The organism is Pseudoalteromonas sp. SG41-2 (assembly GCF_014164535.1).
In the GTDB taxonomy this organism is placed as follows: Bacteria; Pseudomonadota; Gammaproteobacteria; order Enterobacterales; family Alteromonadaceae; genus Pseudoalteromonas; species Pseudoalteromonas rhizosphaerae.
Map to the genome: position 1 here is coordinate 1 of NZ_JACJFK010000020.1, position 16,273 is coordinate 16,273.

13 protein-coding genes are annotated in these 16,273 nt (G+C 39.7%); 7 read left to right on the forward strand and 6 right to left on the reverse strand.

The annotated features are described in order from the left end of the window. Positions 1–149 precede the first annotated feature (149 nt). Both H5186_RS15630 and H5186_RS15635 read left to right on the forward strand, forming a co-directional pair. Positions 150–2,303 (forward strand): exonuclease domain-containing protein, encoded by a 2,154-nt coding sequence (locus H5186_RS15630; RefSeq protein ID WP_182794659.1) that lies wholly within the window; start codon positions 150–152, stop codon positions 2,301–2,303. A 117-nt stretch (positions 2,304–2,420) separates the two neighbouring features. Beyond that, complete coding sequence (locus tag H5186_RS15635) at positions 2,421–3,200, forward strand: DUF2189 domain-containing protein (protein WP_182717999.1); 780 nt, start codon at positions 2,421–2,423, stop codon at positions 3,198–3,200. Positions 3,201–3,271: 71 nt separating this feature from the next. Here H5186_RS15635 and H5186_RS15640 read toward each other — a convergent pair whose 3' ends face one another. The 4 genes from H5186_RS15640 to H5186_RS15655 form a co-directional block, all read right to left on the reverse strand. Beyond that, positions 3,272–3,808, reverse strand: coding sequence for a cytochrome b (locus H5186_RS15640; RefSeq protein ID WP_182717998.1), 537 nt, complete (start codon positions 3,806–3,808; stop codon positions 3,272–3,274). Next, on the reverse strand, positions 3,808–4,854 hold the full coding sequence (locus tag H5186_RS15645) for a catalase family peroxidase (RefSeq protein WP_182717997.1): 1,047 nt from the start codon (positions 4,852–4,854) through the stop codon (positions 3,808–3,810). The genes H5186_RS15640 and H5186_RS15645 overlap by 1 nt, the downstream gene beginning before the upstream one ends. A 375-nt stretch (positions 4,855–5,229) precedes the next feature. Then, positions 5,230–7,248, reverse strand: coding sequence for a TonB-dependent siderophore receptor (locus H5186_RS15650; protein ID WP_182717996.1), 2,019 nt, complete (start codon positions 7,246–7,248; stop codon positions 5,230–5,232). A 121-nt stretch (positions 7,249–7,369) separates the two neighbouring features. Then, positions 7,370–8,344: a hypothetical protein gene (locus H5186_RS15655; RefSeq protein WP_182717995.1), complete on the reverse strand. Its 975-nt coding sequence runs from the start codon at positions 8,342–8,344 to the stop codon at positions 7,370–7,372. Between the two features lie 232 nt (positions 8,345–8,576). Between H5186_RS15655 and gss the strand changes: the two genes are divergently transcribed. Both gss and H5186_RS15665 read left to right on the forward strand, forming a co-directional pair. Beyond that, entirely contained in the window at positions 8,577–10,466 is a 1,890-nt protein-coding gene (gene gss, locus H5186_RS15660; RefSeq protein WP_182718040.1) for a bifunctional glutathionylspermidine amidase/synthase, read from the forward strand. A gap of 330 nt (positions 10,467–10,796) precedes the next feature. Continuing rightward, positions 10,797–11,009 (forward strand): hypothetical protein, encoded by a 213-nt coding sequence (locus H5186_RS15665; RefSeq protein WP_149981763.1) that lies wholly within the window; start codon positions 10,797–10,799, stop codon positions 11,007–11,009. 86 nt (positions 11,010–11,095) lie between these two features. Here the strand turns inward: H5186_RS15665 and H5186_RS15670 are convergent, their stop codons facing one another. Next, positions 11,096–11,545, reverse strand: a complete 450-nt coding sequence (locus H5186_RS15670; RefSeq protein WP_149981764.1) for an Lrp/AsnC family transcriptional regulator — start codon at positions 11,543–11,545, stop codon at positions 11,096–11,098. A 100-nt stretch (positions 11,546–11,645) separates the two neighbouring features. Here H5186_RS15670 and H5186_RS15675 point away from each other — a divergent pair, with 100 nt between their 5' ends. From H5186_RS15675 to H5186_RS15685, 3 genes are all read left to right on the forward strand, one after another. Further along, complete coding sequence (locus H5186_RS15675) at positions 11,646–12,239, forward strand: LysE family translocator (protein ID WP_145240775.1); 594 nt, start codon at positions 11,646–11,648, stop codon at positions 12,237–12,239. A gap of 221 nt (positions 12,240–12,460) precedes the next feature. Then, complete coding sequence (locus H5186_RS15680; protein ID WP_182717993.1) at positions 12,461–14,449, forward strand: oleate hydratase; 1,989 nt, start codon at positions 12,461–12,463, stop codon at positions 14,447–14,449. A 223-nt stretch (positions 14,450–14,672) separates the two neighbouring features. Next, entirely contained in the window at positions 14,673–15,092 is a 420-nt protein-coding gene (locus H5186_RS15685) for an HPP family protein (protein WP_149981766.1), read from the forward strand. An 84-nt stretch (positions 15,093–15,176) separates the two neighbouring features. On the opposite strand, the gene corA is transcribed toward H5186_RS15685, so the two are convergent. Next, a complete protein-coding gene (gene corA / locus H5186_RS15690) occupies positions 15,177–16,133 on the reverse strand; it encodes a magnesium/cobalt transporter CorA (protein WP_182717992.1) in 957 nt (318 codons plus the stop codon). Positions 16,134–16,273 lie beyond the last annotated feature (140 nt).

Consider the following 16,273-nt stretch of genomic DNA (forward strand, 5'->3'; position numbering starts at 1 on the left):
ATTGAGAATTATTTAAGCTGGTTTAGGTTTATGGAAGATAACACTGAGTATTCAGATCAAACATGGATAAAAGAAGCATTATGATATGAATTTTTTATACCCACACTCAACTACAACACAGCCTTTTTTATACAGTTACGGTGTGTGTTATGAAAAAAGAATTACCCGAAAAATATTATTTAGCCCACTTTAAAGAGCTAATAACATTTATCGACACTCAATGCAGACACTTATTAGAGCAAAAACACGTCGATTTCATTAATAAAGCAAACCGACTTACTGAGCAAGGCCAGTGCATGCTGGCACGCATTTATTCTCGTAAACCTTTACTCGTAGCAATCACCACACTTAATTATAATGAAATAGACAGCCCTGCACTGGCACTCGAAGAGCTAAAAACAGCACAGCTCATTAGTCATCCAAATTACACTGACTATCAACACGTACTCGCACATCTAACTAAACCCGCATTGCTAGCACTACTTGCGCCTTTCGATATCCAACCTAGTATTAAAAAAAGCGTTACTAAAGCGCAATTAGTAGCACAGACTTGCGATTTTTTTGCTACTAAGCCGGAACATTTAACCTGCCTTTATAACCAGTTTGTTATTAATAACCGCTTTGCTGTGTATGAATACTTTGAATTTCTATACATAGGCCGCTTAAGCACTGGTGATATTAACCATCAAAATAGCTTTGTACTGCGTGATTTGGGCCTAAGAACCACACGAGAAAACCATACAGTAAGTTTAGCTCGCTTTGATACACGTGAAGAGGCGCAATCTAACTACGCGCTAAATCGTTATCGCATGGCATTTAAAAGCGCGCAAAGTGATGACGAATATCAAGCTTTAGCTATTGAGCTTATTAATCAACCGGCCGAAGGTACATTAGCAGTCAACCTTAAAAACAAGCTCCTTTTACGACTTCACCAACAACTAAAAAAATATAATATTGAGCTGTGTTTTACACTTTTAAATGCCTGTGAAAATAGCGCTGAAGCAACTGAATTACAAATACGCGAGCAATACCGCCAAGGTAATAAAGAGTGGGTAAAAATCCAGCTTGAAACCATCATCGAAGATCCGCTCACTGATGATTTACTGTATTTTGCTGATGACTTTTTAATGCGTAAATTTAACAAGCAAACTCGCTCTCGCTTAAGTGCAATGCTCGCCGATACGCAATGTGTTATTGAAATTGATGAAGTTTATCGAAACGATGTAGAGCAAGGTGTTACAGAACACTACACTCAACAAGGGTTAACTGTTTTTTATACCGAAAATACGCTTTGGCAGAGCCTTTTTGGTTTAGTTTTTTGGCGCGAGCTTTATATAGATACTCCCACCCCACCTTGCAATGAGTTTGATATGTTTCCACAATCATTGAGAACCGACTGCTTTTATCATACCCAACACCAACAAATTGAAGCACTACTAGCAAACTGGCAAACACCGGATGATTTACTAAAACACGTTTGTAAAAGTGCCGCCCGTTATTTTGAGCAAGCTAATGGGCTGTTTCGCTGGCATAGCGAGCTATTACGACCATTAGAAGTGCTGATTTTAAATAGCTCATTAGCAGCGCTAAAAAGTCACTTAAAGAATATGACCATGCGCTTTATGCAGCTTAAAGATGGTTACCCTGATTTGATGGTGCTAAATGCTAATAAACTCCATTTTGAAGAAGTAAAAGCCCCAGGTGATAAATTAAGACGTAATCAGCTAACAACGATTGATTGCCTCAAAAGTAATGGATTCAATGTACACATTGCGGCCGTAAAATGGGTTAATGATCCCAATCGTATTTACAGCGTGGTCGACATTGAAACCACTGGTAGTTTAAAAGGCGGCAATCGGATCACCGAAATTGGCATAGTTAAAATGCAACACGGCAAAGTAATTGATACTTGGTCAACACTTATCAACCCGCAAATGCGCATTCCTAAGTTTATAGTGTCTTTAACAGGTATTAATGACGCAATGATAGCAACTGCACCACGCTTTACTGAAATAGCTGAGACTTTACTTAATAAACTAAAAGGCACTATTTTTGTGGCTCACAATGTAAACTTTGATTACGGCTTTATTCGTAAAGAATGTGAAATGGCAGGTATCCACTTTAAAATGCCCAAATTATGTACTGTGGTTGAATCTCGCAAAGCGTTTCCTGGTTTAAAATCATACTCTTTAGGTAACCTCAGTGCGCATTTTGACTTAAACCTGACAAGCCATCACCGAGCACTCGCTGATGCCAGCGCAACCGCAGAATTACTTTTACTCATTCAACAAAGTCAAAATTGATATCCCATTAAATAGGATACTCCCCCCACTTATGAGGCATAAAAAGCTTAATTGAAAATTTGTAAATAGCGGCCAAATGTTCTAAACCTTAAGAGTAGCCTTTAGAGGAAGTTCCTTATGCCGTCAACAAACACAATAGATAAACACTCCGAATTTGCGCGCTGTTTAGAGTGCAATAAGGTCAGCACTTTTGCAGCATTTCATTGGCTGGCACTGGCCTTTAAAGATATGGCCAGCGCCCCTATTTTAAGCTTGATTTATGGGATTGTTTTCACTCTGATCCCGCTGGCAATTGTCTATTTCGCGGTGTTCACTGACAGCTACTTAGTTGTTTTACCAGCCAGTGTCGCATTTGCTCTGATCGGCCCAGTATTTGCGGTCGGTCTCTATGATGTTGCTTGGGAGCTAGAAAAAGGCCACACACCAACACTTAGCCATTCTCTAAAATCAATGTTCAGAAATCCGGTCGGTGAATGGGGATTTGCAATTTTACTGATGGTAATAATGATTATATGGATGCGACTGGCAGCGATAGTTCATGCACTTTACCCCAGTCATGCTAATCCTACATTTGAAGAACTCTCCGCTTTTTTAACTTTAGGTACCATTATCGGCGGAATTTTGCTGGTTACTGTATTTGCTATTTCAGCATTTACTCCACAAATTATGATGGAAAGACGGGTCGATATAATGACCGCGGTTATGTCTTCAATGAATGCCGTTAAAACCAACTTTTCAGCGATGATTGTTTGGTCTGCATGTATTTTTATACTCGTAGCCCTTGGTTTTGTCACTGGTGCTACTGGTTTTATAGTGATTATGCCACTACTTAGCTATGCCAGCTGGCACGGCTATATTGCCGTAATTAAAACCAAAAAAGCCCGCAGCTATGAATAAACTAAAATGCATAAAGGCCAGTAAAACTGGCCTTTTTCTTGGAATGAATACCTAAGTGAGCTTTATTACAGCTACTTTTTGCCTGTCAGCATTGCGCTCATAACGCCATCACGTTTGATTAAACCATGATAAAGCGCGGCACTGATGTGCATAAAAATCATTGCTAAAAACAACCAAGCTACAATGCCATGCATTTCTCGGAAAAATGCAAAGTATTTAATATCAGCGTCAAGCAAATTAGGTAACTGAAATAACCCAAAAAACTGCACCACACGCCCGTCCGCATTTTGCATTAACCAGCCAGATAGCGGCATCAGTATCATCGCGCAATAAAGCCCAAAGTGAGTGATATGAGCTGCAAACCGCTGCAACCTAGGTAACTCAGTGGGTAAAGTAGGCGTGCAACTGCGCACTTTATTTATTAATCTCAGCACAACTAAAATGAGCGCTAAAATACCAGTAGATTTATGTAAGGTAACAGCCTCAACCTGCCAAACGGCCAAGCTTTGTACCATTGATAACCCTAAAAATAGCATCGATATTAACATCAGCGCCATCACCCAGTGTAATAACCGACTGCCTGCTGAGTAACCCTTATTTGCTGACATTATTCACCTCCGTTTGTTGCGCTAACTTTAGCACCTAACAATGTTTCTTTTGCACGACGACGATAGGACTGCGCATACGCGGCACCACGCGCACGTAAAATCGGATCGGCTGTCGCACTCATACCCTGCGGTAACACCAACGGATCAAAGTTTGCGTCGCCACAGGCTGCGTTTTCTTGGTTGTGCCAAGAAACGATTGATAATGTGCCAGCATTTATCGTCTGTCTATCTGAGGGCCACGGTATGGTTGGATTATTTTCATCATCATTAGACGCCGCTAAGGTAAAAATTAAATCAAATTTAACAGCGTTTTGATCTAAACGTGATGCCAACTCTTGTTGAAGTGCGTTGGCCGATGACGTATCGAGCAGCGCAGCATTATTTGTCGCTTTGTGCGGACGCGCAACCCAACGCACAGCTTGTTTATCACCTAGCTCATTATGTAAATAAAACGCATTGATACTATGATAACGTTCAGCGGCAAAACTATTGGCAGGCACATAGTCAGCTTTCCAATCATTAAATGCTTTACTTTCTGGATGTGCTTTAAAGAACGCTGTTATTTTTTCTGGGTCTCGTTGTTTTGTTATAGGATCCGGTGATAATGCCTGCAATTGCTGAAAAAATGCCTCAGGTGTAGCAACTGCCATTACAGGAGGCGTATTCATAGCAACACGCCATTCATCGACTGTGCCACTGTTTACTGCAAATGCTAGACTGCGCACCGGTGCTTTTAAATCTGGCGCGGTTGGATTATTACCTGCAATTGAGAAACGCCCATAAAATGGCGTACTGCCCTTTTTAAACACCTCTGCGACCGAGTAAGAAGATAGTGCCCCTGTTGATTCAAAATTACCCGTTATACACATACCCTTAGCATGCGCACGACGAAAACCGGCATGTGGTGTGTCACCTTGCTGCAAATCAACAAATTTTTGTGCTGTTACTGCATCACGATTAAATGCGCCTGCAAAATAAAGTGTCGCCGTTGCAAAAACAGCCATCGACCCTAGTAATAAGCTACCTCGATAAAGTATCGCTGGCATACCCAACCTACTGCGTTTAACTTTAGTCATCCTACTCACGACCTCTTGAAATGATTATTATTATTAGTGCCCACATGCAAAGACCGACGAAAGAGGAAAACTATTTCAACAAATTAAAAAACTTCGCTCTAAAGTTAACTATTACCTCTGTTAGGATTTATTTTTAGACCTAAAGTTGTGCATATTTAGGAGAGATATTGCAATATTCTATATTGGATGAAGTCAATATTTATATCTATTCGCAGGACAAGTGTTGCCCAGGACCATACAAGCAAGTTAGCCTTCAACATGGCTATCAGCAAACATTGAATTTAAAAAGCACCTTGATAACCCGCTTTGCATTAACTGTTTTAAATAACCTAGCAGGTCATCCTATTAAAATGACAATGCCACACTCATTTCATAACTTTGTGGCTCTTTCCTTACGTCATAGTAGCTATCTGGCGCATAGGTAGGGTTATAATGCTGTTTATCAAACATATTTTTTACACCAATAGTCCATTGCCACGCACTTTGCTTACTAGGGCGATAACTCAAGTGAGCATCCAAAGTCCAGTAGCTACCTTTATTATCTCGTTGTGCAATTTCTGGCACTTTTACACTGGTATGATAGCTTAGGCTTTGGTTACGCCGACTAAGGTAATTAATTCCCGCATAAAATGAAAATTGCTCATCCTCCATAAACAGCAGCCAATTTAATGTATCTTTTGCCAATGACGCTTGCTCTGAATTAACTCGGGTATAATTAAATGAAGTACTAATGCGGTTAAAGTGAGACCAATCTGCATAATATTGATTATTCCACTCAACTTCATATCCAGGAACGTGTAATTGCTCACTGCTATTTTCGTAAGGCTTACCATTTACAGACTGAATAAACTCACTCAAGTAACTGCTAAACCCGCGCAGAGTAATATTATTATTAGCTGAAAAATGATAAACCCACTCACCTTCAAATGTCTCTATTTGTTCAGGATTTAGATTTGGATTTCCTGATATATTATTGTCACTGCGCACTTCATATTGCTGTAAAAAAGTAGGCGCTCGAAAAGCCGTTCCCCATATCAATTTACCAGACCACTGTTCATTACCTTGATAAGTCACAGCAATCCGCGGAGAAGTTTCTGAGCTGAACTCAGGGTAGTCATCAACCCGCACACCAACCGTCAATCCTAAGCGTTGCTCAAAAAATAGTGATTCTTGTTGAAAGTAAATAGCTCGGTTATGGCTTGATGGTGTTAAGTCACCATCTCGAATCACCCTTGATTCATACTCATTAACTTCTACCGCGTTTTGTTTTTTTATCGTCTCATGATATTCACCAACTTGACGTTGTTGAAAGGTCAGCCCCAAAATAGCATGGTGATTTGGATTAAACGCGTAACTCCACTGACTGCGCACACCATTTGATGTGGAATCCAAGTCTGAGTCAGAATAAAAATCAATATTGCCCTGCAGATCGGTAATCGTGCGCTCAAAGTAGCGCTTCACCTTGTAGGTATACAATTGATTTTCTATCGATAATTTATCAAAGCTAAGTTTATTTTGAATGTGCGCACTGAGTGTTTGATAGCGTTGAGATTTATATTGATTTGACGAATAATGAGGATACTCTGTCGTGTAATCATCATAATTTATAGCAAATTGCCACTGTTCATTGCGTAAAGACACTCCCAGACTTTTAGCATCAACATTATTATCATGTGTTGATGCAAAACCGTTGCGGTCATATTGTTGAGGATAGCCTTTGCTATCTAAGAGTCGCCCTGACAAAACAAATGTTCCGCCCGCAAACTCTTTCCCCGTATTGATAGTAGCTGATTGACGGTCGTAACTGGCAACCCCTGCTGAGATGCGAGTTCGTTCAGGCGCTTTTGCTTTCGTAAAAATAGAAATCAAACCTGAATATGCATCACCACCATATAATGCAGATCCTGGTCCGCGGATAACTTCTATTCGCTCAATATTATTTATTTGTATCTGTTCATCAGGAGACCAGCCTCCAATTAAACCTTCCCGCTGAGGTACGCCATCAATAGTTAACATTACTTTGCTGTTTCGACCTGATGGAATGCCTCGGATCCACACCATGTCTCGGCCATTTCGCCGCGATAGTATTTGTACGCCAGGCAACATTTTCAATATATCTGATAGCGTTCGCGCGCCCATACTTGCAATTTGAGTGGCGTTAACTGAGCTAATAATATTCGGCGCTTGGCTTATCTTTTTTACGGTTTGTGAAGGGCTCACAACTTCAATGTTAAGTAGGCTCTCAAGCGGGATCTCAAATAGGTTAGTATCTTGCTCATTACTATATGAAAAACTTGGCAAAGCTGCCAAGCACATAACTAATGAATTAAGCGGCAAATAACGAGTCAAACGTTTAGGCTTCATATCATACTTAATAAAACTAATAACCATAAAAAGGCTAGCTTAATTACCACTATATTGCCACAAGACAACACCAAGTTTTTACTCTAGCTGATTAATTTTTTTGAAATTAATAGCAAAACAACTATAAGAATAAATGCGCAGGAAGGTACACTTCTTGGCGCAGCAACTCTCGTCCTTGTTTAAGTGCATTGTTATACGAAGGTTTATTATCAGCATGAATGTAGCCAAAGAAAAATTCAAAATCTTGCATATGCTGTTGATAATATAAACGCTGCATTGGGGATGCAAAGCCCTGTCCTCTAAATTGCCCAGTAATAAAAATATCACTGATTAGTAAACCGTTAAACCCTAGCTCATCGCTCGACTCAGCCATTATCATACCCAGTGGCTTACCTCTATAAAACGCCGCGCTGCACAATCCGGCTGCAATAGCTTCGCTGATATCGTCTTTTTCGCTAATTGGTACTATTGTTGCCATTTCAGGATGCTGCATTAAAAACTGAGTATAGTCACGCTCATACCAAGGCCAATCTTTATCAAGTTCAAACGGCTGCAATGCAATATCTGCACAGAGTAATTCATCAACAGTCAGTTTAGGATCTTGTGCTGCTAACAATGAATCAACAGCGCGGCTACCGGCCAAACTTAGCAGTTGTTTGGCTGGTATTGATCCTGGTGCTGGCCATATACAAATATATCTAGGCGTACACCAGCAAAATACCTTACTAATATAGCGGACCAGCTGTGCAAGTAATGGTTCTGATAACGGATGCTCACTAAACACTTCAAACATAGTCTCGTCATCATCATTACGACAAACACTGACTATAAATAAGCTACCATCATCAGCTTCTACAACTTGCGCGTATAGATCATCATCTGGCACGCTGTCACTAATTGCCCGCCTTTGACGAAGCTCGGCAAAATGCTCTGCATTACAATCTTCATTCAGCGCAAGTAAGTCTTCACACTCTTTAGCGATTGCTTTTTCAGTATCTAAACCTATAATTTTATTTAAATTATAAGTTTTTAAAACTCCCTGACCTAAGCGACGTAAACATTTTTCATCAATTTTATATAATGGATAATGACGCATAACTTCCCTTTAATGACTGTTTTTAGTTAATATGGGGACAATAAAGACGTAAATCAACTAAATGATAATTAAGTGATTAATGAGCTCTTTGTAATACGCAATAACGGTTGGTTAACGCATCTAGCAGCAACATATAAAATGCCTGAAAGATTATATTTATTATCTTGCTATCGGCCTTATTCACTCCTATAGTCTGCAAATTATCACTCCTTAATTTTGAATTACTTTGTCTATCAAATCCCGCGTTCCTGTCAGTCAGTTTGGTGAATTATTAGGTTATGCGCCTGGTAATGTTGCTGTTTATTCGTCTGATTACGATACAGCTGACGAAACAATTTATCCTAACCGTAGCGCCTATCGTAGTTACCTCGATGGTATTTACATGGGCTATAAATGGCAATGTGTTGAATTTGCGCGACGCTGGATGTATCTCAATCATGGCTATATTTTTGATGATGTTGCAATGGCTTACGATATTTTTGAGCTACGCTCAGTGCGTGACATAAACAATCAAACCAGGTTGCCTTTACAAGCATTTCGTAATGGTGCAAAACACCACCCAGTGGTAGGAAGTTTACTCATTTGGGAAGAAGGCGGTGAATTTGAAGAAACTGGCCATGTTGCGGTGGTGGTTGAAGTACATCAGGATAAAATTCGTCTTGCTGAACAAAACGTGGCCCATCAGCTATGGCCGCAAGATCAACAGTGGTGTCGCGAACTCAAAGCGAAAGTCACAAAAGAAGGTGACTACTGGATTGAGTGCTCTTACAGTGACGCCACTATTTTAGGCTGGATGACACAAACTGAGCACAGCGAATTTAGTGAACCGACGCCTGAAATAAGCACTGATCTGTTTGCCATAAAAGCCCAATATGCCACTGATTATGGGCAAGCCACTAAGTCATGGCTTAACATTGCCAATGACGATGAAGCAGCCTACGTAGAGATGATGCATGGGCATAAATTGACTTCAGTTAATGCTGATCAACATCATTATTTTACAATTTCAAAAACCGCTCAACAAACTATTGAACATGCTACCAATGAATTACATGGCTTGTTTATGCATGCAACAGACTATGTACTGCAGCATCCTGAGCTATTAAAAAAGTTTAATTTACCCGATGCGGTGCTCAATAAGATCCGCCAATCCTGGGATAATCGCTTAAATCAACTGATCACCAGTCGATTTGATTTTGCATTAACTCCCGCAGGCTTGAAAGTCTATGAATACAACTGCGATTCAGCATCGTGCTATATGGAAAGTGGCAAAGTACAAGGTAAATGGGCCAAACACTTTGGTGTTAAAACGGGCATTGATGCCGGCCATGATTTATTTAAAGATTTAGTAAGGGCATGGCGAAAAAGTGAAGTAAACGGCCTTGTCCATATATTGCAAGATGATGAGCCAGAAGAACATTACCATGCATTGTTTATGAAAGAAGCCATTGAAGCCGCTGGTTTTGAGTGCAAAGTAATCATTGGTTTGACTGATTTACACTGGGACGCAGCGGGCAATATTGTTGATGCTGATGGCGAAAAACTCAGTTACGTTTGGAAAACATGGTCATGGGAAACCGCTCTTGATCAAATAAGACTAGAGTGTGAGGCAGATCAATCCCAAAGCGATGATTTTGAGCCGCACTGGCAATCTGGTAAAACCCCACGCTTGGTCGATGTATTACTTCGTAAAAATGTGATGGTTTTTGAGCCGCTATGGACATTAATACCCAGTAATAAAGCAATTTTGCCAGTACTGTGGAGTTTATTTCCAAATCATCCGTTTTTACTCAATACTGCATTTGATTTAAATGATGAGCTATTGCAAACAGGCTATGTCGTTAAACCGATTGTTGGTCGATGCGGTGCAAATATTCAACTCGTTGATGAACAACAACACGTAATAGAAAAAACAACGGGTCATTTTGCCTCTCAAGAGCAAATATACCAGCAGTTATTTGCCCTTCCTAAAGTAGCTGACTACTTTGTGCAAATATGTAGTTTTACCGCAGCAGGTAAATACGCCGGTGCTGGCGTACGCGTTGATAAAAGCATGATTATAAACGGCCACAGCGATTGTATGGCACTGCGTATCAGCGATGATAGTTACTATAGTTCTTAACTAAAGAAGAGCCATTCTAACAATAAAATGGCTCTTCTTCACATAAAAAGCTGACTATTGCCTGTGACTTCTATGTGGCTACAAGTTTATCAAAAACTTACCTTAATATGTCCTAATGTTAAATCGAAGCAACATAAATAACGCCAGCATACTTATTAAAATGAAAATCCCTTTATGTGCAAATTCCCTACACCTAAATTTTTTCATAACACATGCTTTTAAAGAACCCTTTACGCAAACAATACACAGTGCTAATATCGGTACACTATTGATTTTAAATTTAATACTCATTTAAAATCAATATATTAAATTATAAATAAGGATGATGATATGAAATTAATTAACACCACTTTGTTGCTTGCAACTTTTATATTTACAGCAATAGCATCTAATGCATCTGCCGCTACTGATCCATGGTATGTATATGCAAGTAAAGTAAATGGTTATAGGATGTGTGCTCAAGCCAGCCCTGGATCTGGATGGTATAAAGCAAGCCCAAATGGTTATTCAACTAAAGGCGCATGTAACTACTATGAAAGATAATATTTAATTAATTCGCCTTAATTTTGAGCTTTGCGAGCAAGGCTCTATTAACCTCAACTATTAATAAGATAGATTATCCAACTACTTTACGCCCGCTCATCTTTTGGTGAGTCCATCACTACATGCGAAGTGATCGTTCGTACCTGTGGGATTGATCCTAAAACATCAGCATGGAATGCTTTATAAGACTTAATATCAGCGGTTTCTACTCTAAGTAAATATTCAAATGCTCCTGTGACATTATGGCACTCTTTAACTTCATCAATAAACTCAAGTGCTTGTTCAAAAGCTCGTTGTGATTTCGTAGAGTGCTCATTTAAACCCACCCCCACATACGCGACAAAACCAAGTCCAAACGCTTGATTATTAATAACTGCTCGGTAGCCTTTGATCACACCTGCTTTTTCTAACTCTTGTACACGGCGCAAGCATGCTGATGGGGATAAACCAACCAAATCAGCAAGTTCAGCGTTGGCAATTCGACCACTGCGCTTTAATTCTTGCAATATCCTGTCGTTAATTCGATCTTTTTTCATATTAAGTTGCTAAAGTAAATTTTTAATAGATTAATAAGCGCAAAAATTGCGAGCCATACAAAATATAATTGCACAATCATTATCAACTGAGCAACTATAAATGAATATTGAATTGGTATCAGCATTAGCATTATTTGCACTTGTATCTTCCATCACCCCAGGTCCTAACAACCTGATGTTAATGAACTCAGGCGCTAACTTTGGTTTTAAACGTTCATTGCCACATTTACTCGGCGTAACAATTGGCTTTGTGATCATGCTCGTATTGGTTGGTTTAGGTGTCATGCAATTATTTGACTTTGTGCCATGGAGTTACCAGCTATTAAAAGTGCTTTGCATTGCTTATTTGCTTTATCTTGCTTATAAAATTGCCAGTAATAAAACTCCTATCGGTGCTAAAAATAGCGATACTAGACCTTTTTCTTTTGTACAAGCATCTTTATTTCAATGGGTTAACCCGAAAGCCTGGACTATGGCATTAAGTGCAGTGAGTGTTTATGCCCCATCCAAAGGAATTGGTGCAGTGGTACTTGTAGGTCTTATTTTCGGTATAGTTAATTTACCCTGTGTCTGCTCATGGACGTTAGTCGGACAAAAGCTACAAGTATGGCTAAAAGATCGCAAGCGCCTACGAGCATTCAATATTTTTATGGCTGTATTGTTAGTCGCCTCGGTACTTTTTAGTATGCTGTGAGTAATAAAACAAATAAACGCCTTAACAATGGCAACTTGGTTAAGTTGCCATTGTTAACCTCAATTTCGGATAACAAATCAATTTCCAGCAGCTAACTTATAAACCCCCTCGCGAACTAAAACTTTGATCTACTGCAACATGACTATGCTTGCCTCGTGCAATTATGGAGAGACTTGCAAACAGTACTGACACTTATCTATATTCATGAAGAGGGATGGCTAATGACGAATAAAGCAATAGCGAAGTTTAATATTTCTGCAACCGCAGCAAGTAATTTCCAACATGAAGCTGACGCAACGGCTGATTTTTGGGGCAATAAACCACTTAATACCTTGCCCCCTCATGATTTTATTGCTCCTTATGCACGTCATAAAACGCTGCCTACACCCGGTATAGAAAAACGTAATGCTTGGATCATTGGTGGAGGTATTGGTGGCCTAGCAGCGGCATTTTATCTTATCCGTGATGGCCATATGAGCGCTGAAAATATTACCATTTTGGAAGAAATGGATATTGAAGGCGGTTCAATGGATGGCGCGGGTAACCCTGATGACGGCTATATTATTCGTGGTGGCCGTGAAATGAACTGGAATTACGACACCTTGTGGGATCTGTTTCAAGACGTTCCCGCTGTTGAACTGCCCGAAGGCTATTCTGTGCTTGATGAGTACCGTTTAATTAATGATAACGACGCTAATTACTCACAAGCCCGTTTAATAAATAAATGCGGTGAGATACTCGATGCAAGTGACTTTGGCCTGAATAAAGCCCAGCAATGGGAGCTGATCCGTTTAATGCTCAAGCGCAAAGAAGAGCTTGACGATCTCAGCATTGAAGACTATTTCAGCAAAGGTTTTTTACAAAGCAATTTTTGGTTTTTATTTCGTACTATGTTTGCCTTTAAAAATTGTCATAGCTTGTTAGAAACTAAACTGTATTTGCATCGCTTTCTTGATTCTATTGATGGCTTTGCCGACATGTCTGTTTTACTTTTTCCGAAATATAATCAATACGATACCTTTATTAAACCGCTTGCTAATTTATTACGAGACAAAGGCGTGAATTTTCAATTTGCAAGCCGTGTAAACGATCTGGATATAACATTTACCGGTAATAAAAAAACCGTAACGGGGATCCATGCCACTATAAAAGGTCAAGCACAGCATATTAACGTTGCTCCAGACGATTTAGTTTATGCACTAACGGGTTCAATGACAGAGCATACCGCTTATGGTGACATGCAAAATGTGCCCGAGCTGAACTGTGAAAAACACGATCCCGGCGAAAATAGCGGGTGGAATTTATGGAAAAACCTCGCGAAGAAATCAGCTGTTTTTGGTAAACCCGAAAAATTTTATGGCGATATTGATAAGTCTATGTGGGAGTCAGCCACACTGACTTGCAAGCCATCCCCACTTATAGATAAGCTAAAGACATTATCAGTAAACGATCCTTACTCTGGTCGCACGGTAACTGGCGGCATTATTACTTTTACAGACTCTAACTGGCTATTGAGTGTAACATGTAACCGCCAACCTCATTTTCCAGATCAACCCGATGATACGTTAGTACTTTGGGTCTATGGTTTATTAATGGACAAACAAGGTAATCGTATCGTTAAAACAATGCCACAATGTAGCGGTGAAGAAATAATTACGGAGCTTTGCTACCATTTGGGCATTGAACAGCAGCTTGATGAAATCATTGCCAATACCAAGATACGTACAGCGCTAATGCCTTATATCACAGCTCAATTTATGACTCGTGCAGCTGGTGACAGACCCACCTCAGTTCCTGAAGGTTGTACAAACTTAGGTTTGATTGGTCAATTTGTTGAAACCCACAACGATATTATATTCACGATGGAAGCCTCTATTCGTACAGCACGTATTGGGGTATATAAGTTACTTAATATCCCTAAACAAGTGCCCGACATTAGCCCAACCCAATATGATATTCGTAACCTAATTAAAGGAGCTAGAGCGCTCAACAGCGGCAAGCCCTTTATTGGCGAGCGGTTATTACACCGCCTGCTTGATAAAACCTACTTTGCTCATATTTTACCGCCATTACCAGAGCCAAGTAGTAAAGAACAAATCCATTTTGAAGCAGAAATGCATGAGCTACTGGGCAAAGGCAGCTCGGCGATGCATAAATTTTCAAGCTGGGTTGGTACACTCAGGGATAATTTTTCGCATAAAGATAAATAATCTGAGCTTCGGATAATAAATCTATCCTCAATGGCTATGGATGGCCAAGCTAAAAACTATTTCTATACAAAATACAAAGCCTTGATCTTGATAAAGTGCAATAAGAAAAAACCAGGCTAGAATAAATAATAATATGAGCTCTGGATAATAAATCTGTCTCCAGTAGCTATTTTAGTAAACCTTTTTAACCAAAGTTCTGGTTAGTAATTTAACAGGAGCCAAAATGAGCCAAACAGTTGCAGATTTAATGACATCAGATCCATATGCCGTAAGTGCAGAAAACACCCTACACGACGCACATAATCTAATGAAGGAAAAAAATATCCGCCATATTCCGGTAATTGATCACAATGGCGAACTAGTGGGTATGTTGACACAAAAAATCATGATTGCCCAAGTGATGAATATTATGGCTAATTACAGCCCTAGCGCACTTGAACGAAAGGAGAAACAAACGAAAATACACACTATTATGGCAACCGATTTTGCCACTGTACTAGCAACCCAACCACTGCAAGATGTTGCTCGGTTTTTTGTTGATAACCGCCATGGTTGCATGCCTGTGATCACTGAAAAAAATAAACTCGTGGGTATACTTACCTCGTCAGACTTTGTACGCCTAGCGGCCGCTTTATTATCTTAATGCAAGGTGATAATAAGACCGCTATCCGTATAAAATGAATATAAACTCGTGTAATCGTGTATGCCAAGTAGTCCTTGGCACACACTACAGCCAGCCTTTGTGTTTAAAAAATAAATAAGGGGCAAAGCCCGATAGCAACATAATGCCAATTGCAAATGGGTAACCCCATTCCCATTGCAGCTCAGGCATTATATTAAAGTTCATCCCATATACACTGGCGACTACGGTAGGTGGTAAAAAAACCACCGAAGCAATAGAGAAGGTTTTGATAATTTGATTTTGTTCAATGTTAATAAAACCTTGTGTTGAATCCATCAAAAAGTTCACCTTATCAAACAAAAAGGTACAGTGAGACATTAGCGTATCTATATCAAGTACAATTTCTCGTAGTGATTCGCGATCCTCATTTTGTACACCTAAACGACGTATTAAAAACGAAATATTGCGCCGCGTATCCATTAAACACAAACGCACTTTCCCATTCGCATCCTCTAAACGCGCGATACGACTGACCGCTTCTTCTAGATCAGAGTCATCTTCTTCTAGTACATATGCACTGAGCTTCTCTAACTGATGATGCATATCCTCGAGCATATCAGCATGGTTTTCGACTTTTTGATCGAATAATGTAACCAATAACTGTTTTGGCGTATCACACATTACTTGACCTTTACGTGCTCTTAAGCGTAACAATCGAAAGTCAGCCAGCTCGTCATCGCGAATGGTCAGCAAACAGTTATCCTGAAGTAAACAGGCCACTGTTACCGTATTAAAACGTCCTTCATTGGGCGACATAAACAATGCGTGCACATGCAAGCCTTCATTGTCGATAAAACATCGCGATGAAGCTTCAATCTCTTGCACATCCCCTGACTCAGGAAAAGTTATATTGAGCGTTTTTGCGAGCGTATTTCGCTCATCTTCCGTTGGGTTGATTGTGTCAATCCAGTGTGCATTTCTGATTGATGCTTCAAGAGAGGTATCGGATGAAGGCTCTAACTCTCTGATCACCCCCTGCTCGATAGAAAAAAATCTCAACATGCACTTCTCCTTTAATAACAAGATGGGTTGAGTATATGTAAGTGATGATTAATCAACAATGATAATACACTTCTGTATCACAGTTATTATTGAGAGTAAGTAATTCGCTAACACGTAACAGCATCTTTTATTTTGCAGAT

Excerpts from the sequence above, each read along its gene's own strand:
- H5186_RS15685 (WP_149981766.1), top strand. The coding sequence starts at position 14,673 with ATGAGCCAAACAGTTGCAGATTTAATGACATCAGATCCATATGCCGTA.
- H5186_RS15655 (WP_182717995.1), bottom strand. The coding sequence starts at position 8,344 with ATGCGTCATTATCCATTATATAAAATTGATGAAAAATGTTTACGTCGC.
- H5186_RS15665 (WP_149981763.1), top strand. The coding sequence starts at position 10,797 with ATGAAATTAATTAACACCACTTTGTTGCTTGCAACTTTTATATTTACA.
- H5186_RS15670 (WP_149981764.1), bottom strand. The coding sequence starts at position 11,545 with ATGAAAAAAGATCGAATTAACGACAGGATATTGCAAGAATTAAAGCGC.
- H5186_RS15640 (WP_182717998.1), bottom strand. The coding sequence starts at position 3,808 with ATGTCAGCAAATAAGGGTTACTCAGCAGGCAGTCGGTTATTACACTGG.
- H5186_RS15675 (WP_145240775.1), top strand. The coding sequence starts at position 11,646 with ATGAATATTGAATTGGTATCAGCATTAGCATTATTTGCACTTGTATCT.
- H5186_RS15680 (WP_182717993.1), top strand. The coding sequence starts at position 12,461 with ATGACGAATAAAGCAATAGCGAAGTTTAATATTTCTGCAACCGCAGCA.
- corA (WP_182717992.1), bottom strand. The coding sequence starts at position 16,133 with ATGTTGAGATTTTTTTCTATCGAGCAGGGGGTGATCAGAGAGTTAGAG.
- H5186_RS15630 (WP_182794659.1), top strand. The coding sequence starts at position 150 with ATGAAAAAAGAATTACCCGAAAAATATTATTTAGCCCACTTTAAAGAG.
- H5186_RS15645 (WP_182717997.1), bottom strand. The coding sequence starts at position 4,854 with ATGCCAGCGATACTTTATCGAGGTAGCTTATTACTAGGGTCGATGGCT.
- H5186_RS15650 (WP_182717996.1), bottom strand. The coding sequence starts at position 7,248 with ATGAAGCCTAAACGTTTGACTCGTTATTTGCCGCTTAATTCATTAGTT.
- H5186_RS15635 (WP_182717999.1), top strand. The coding sequence starts at position 2,421 with ATGCCGTCAACAAACACAATAGATAAACACTCCGAATTTGCGCGCTGT.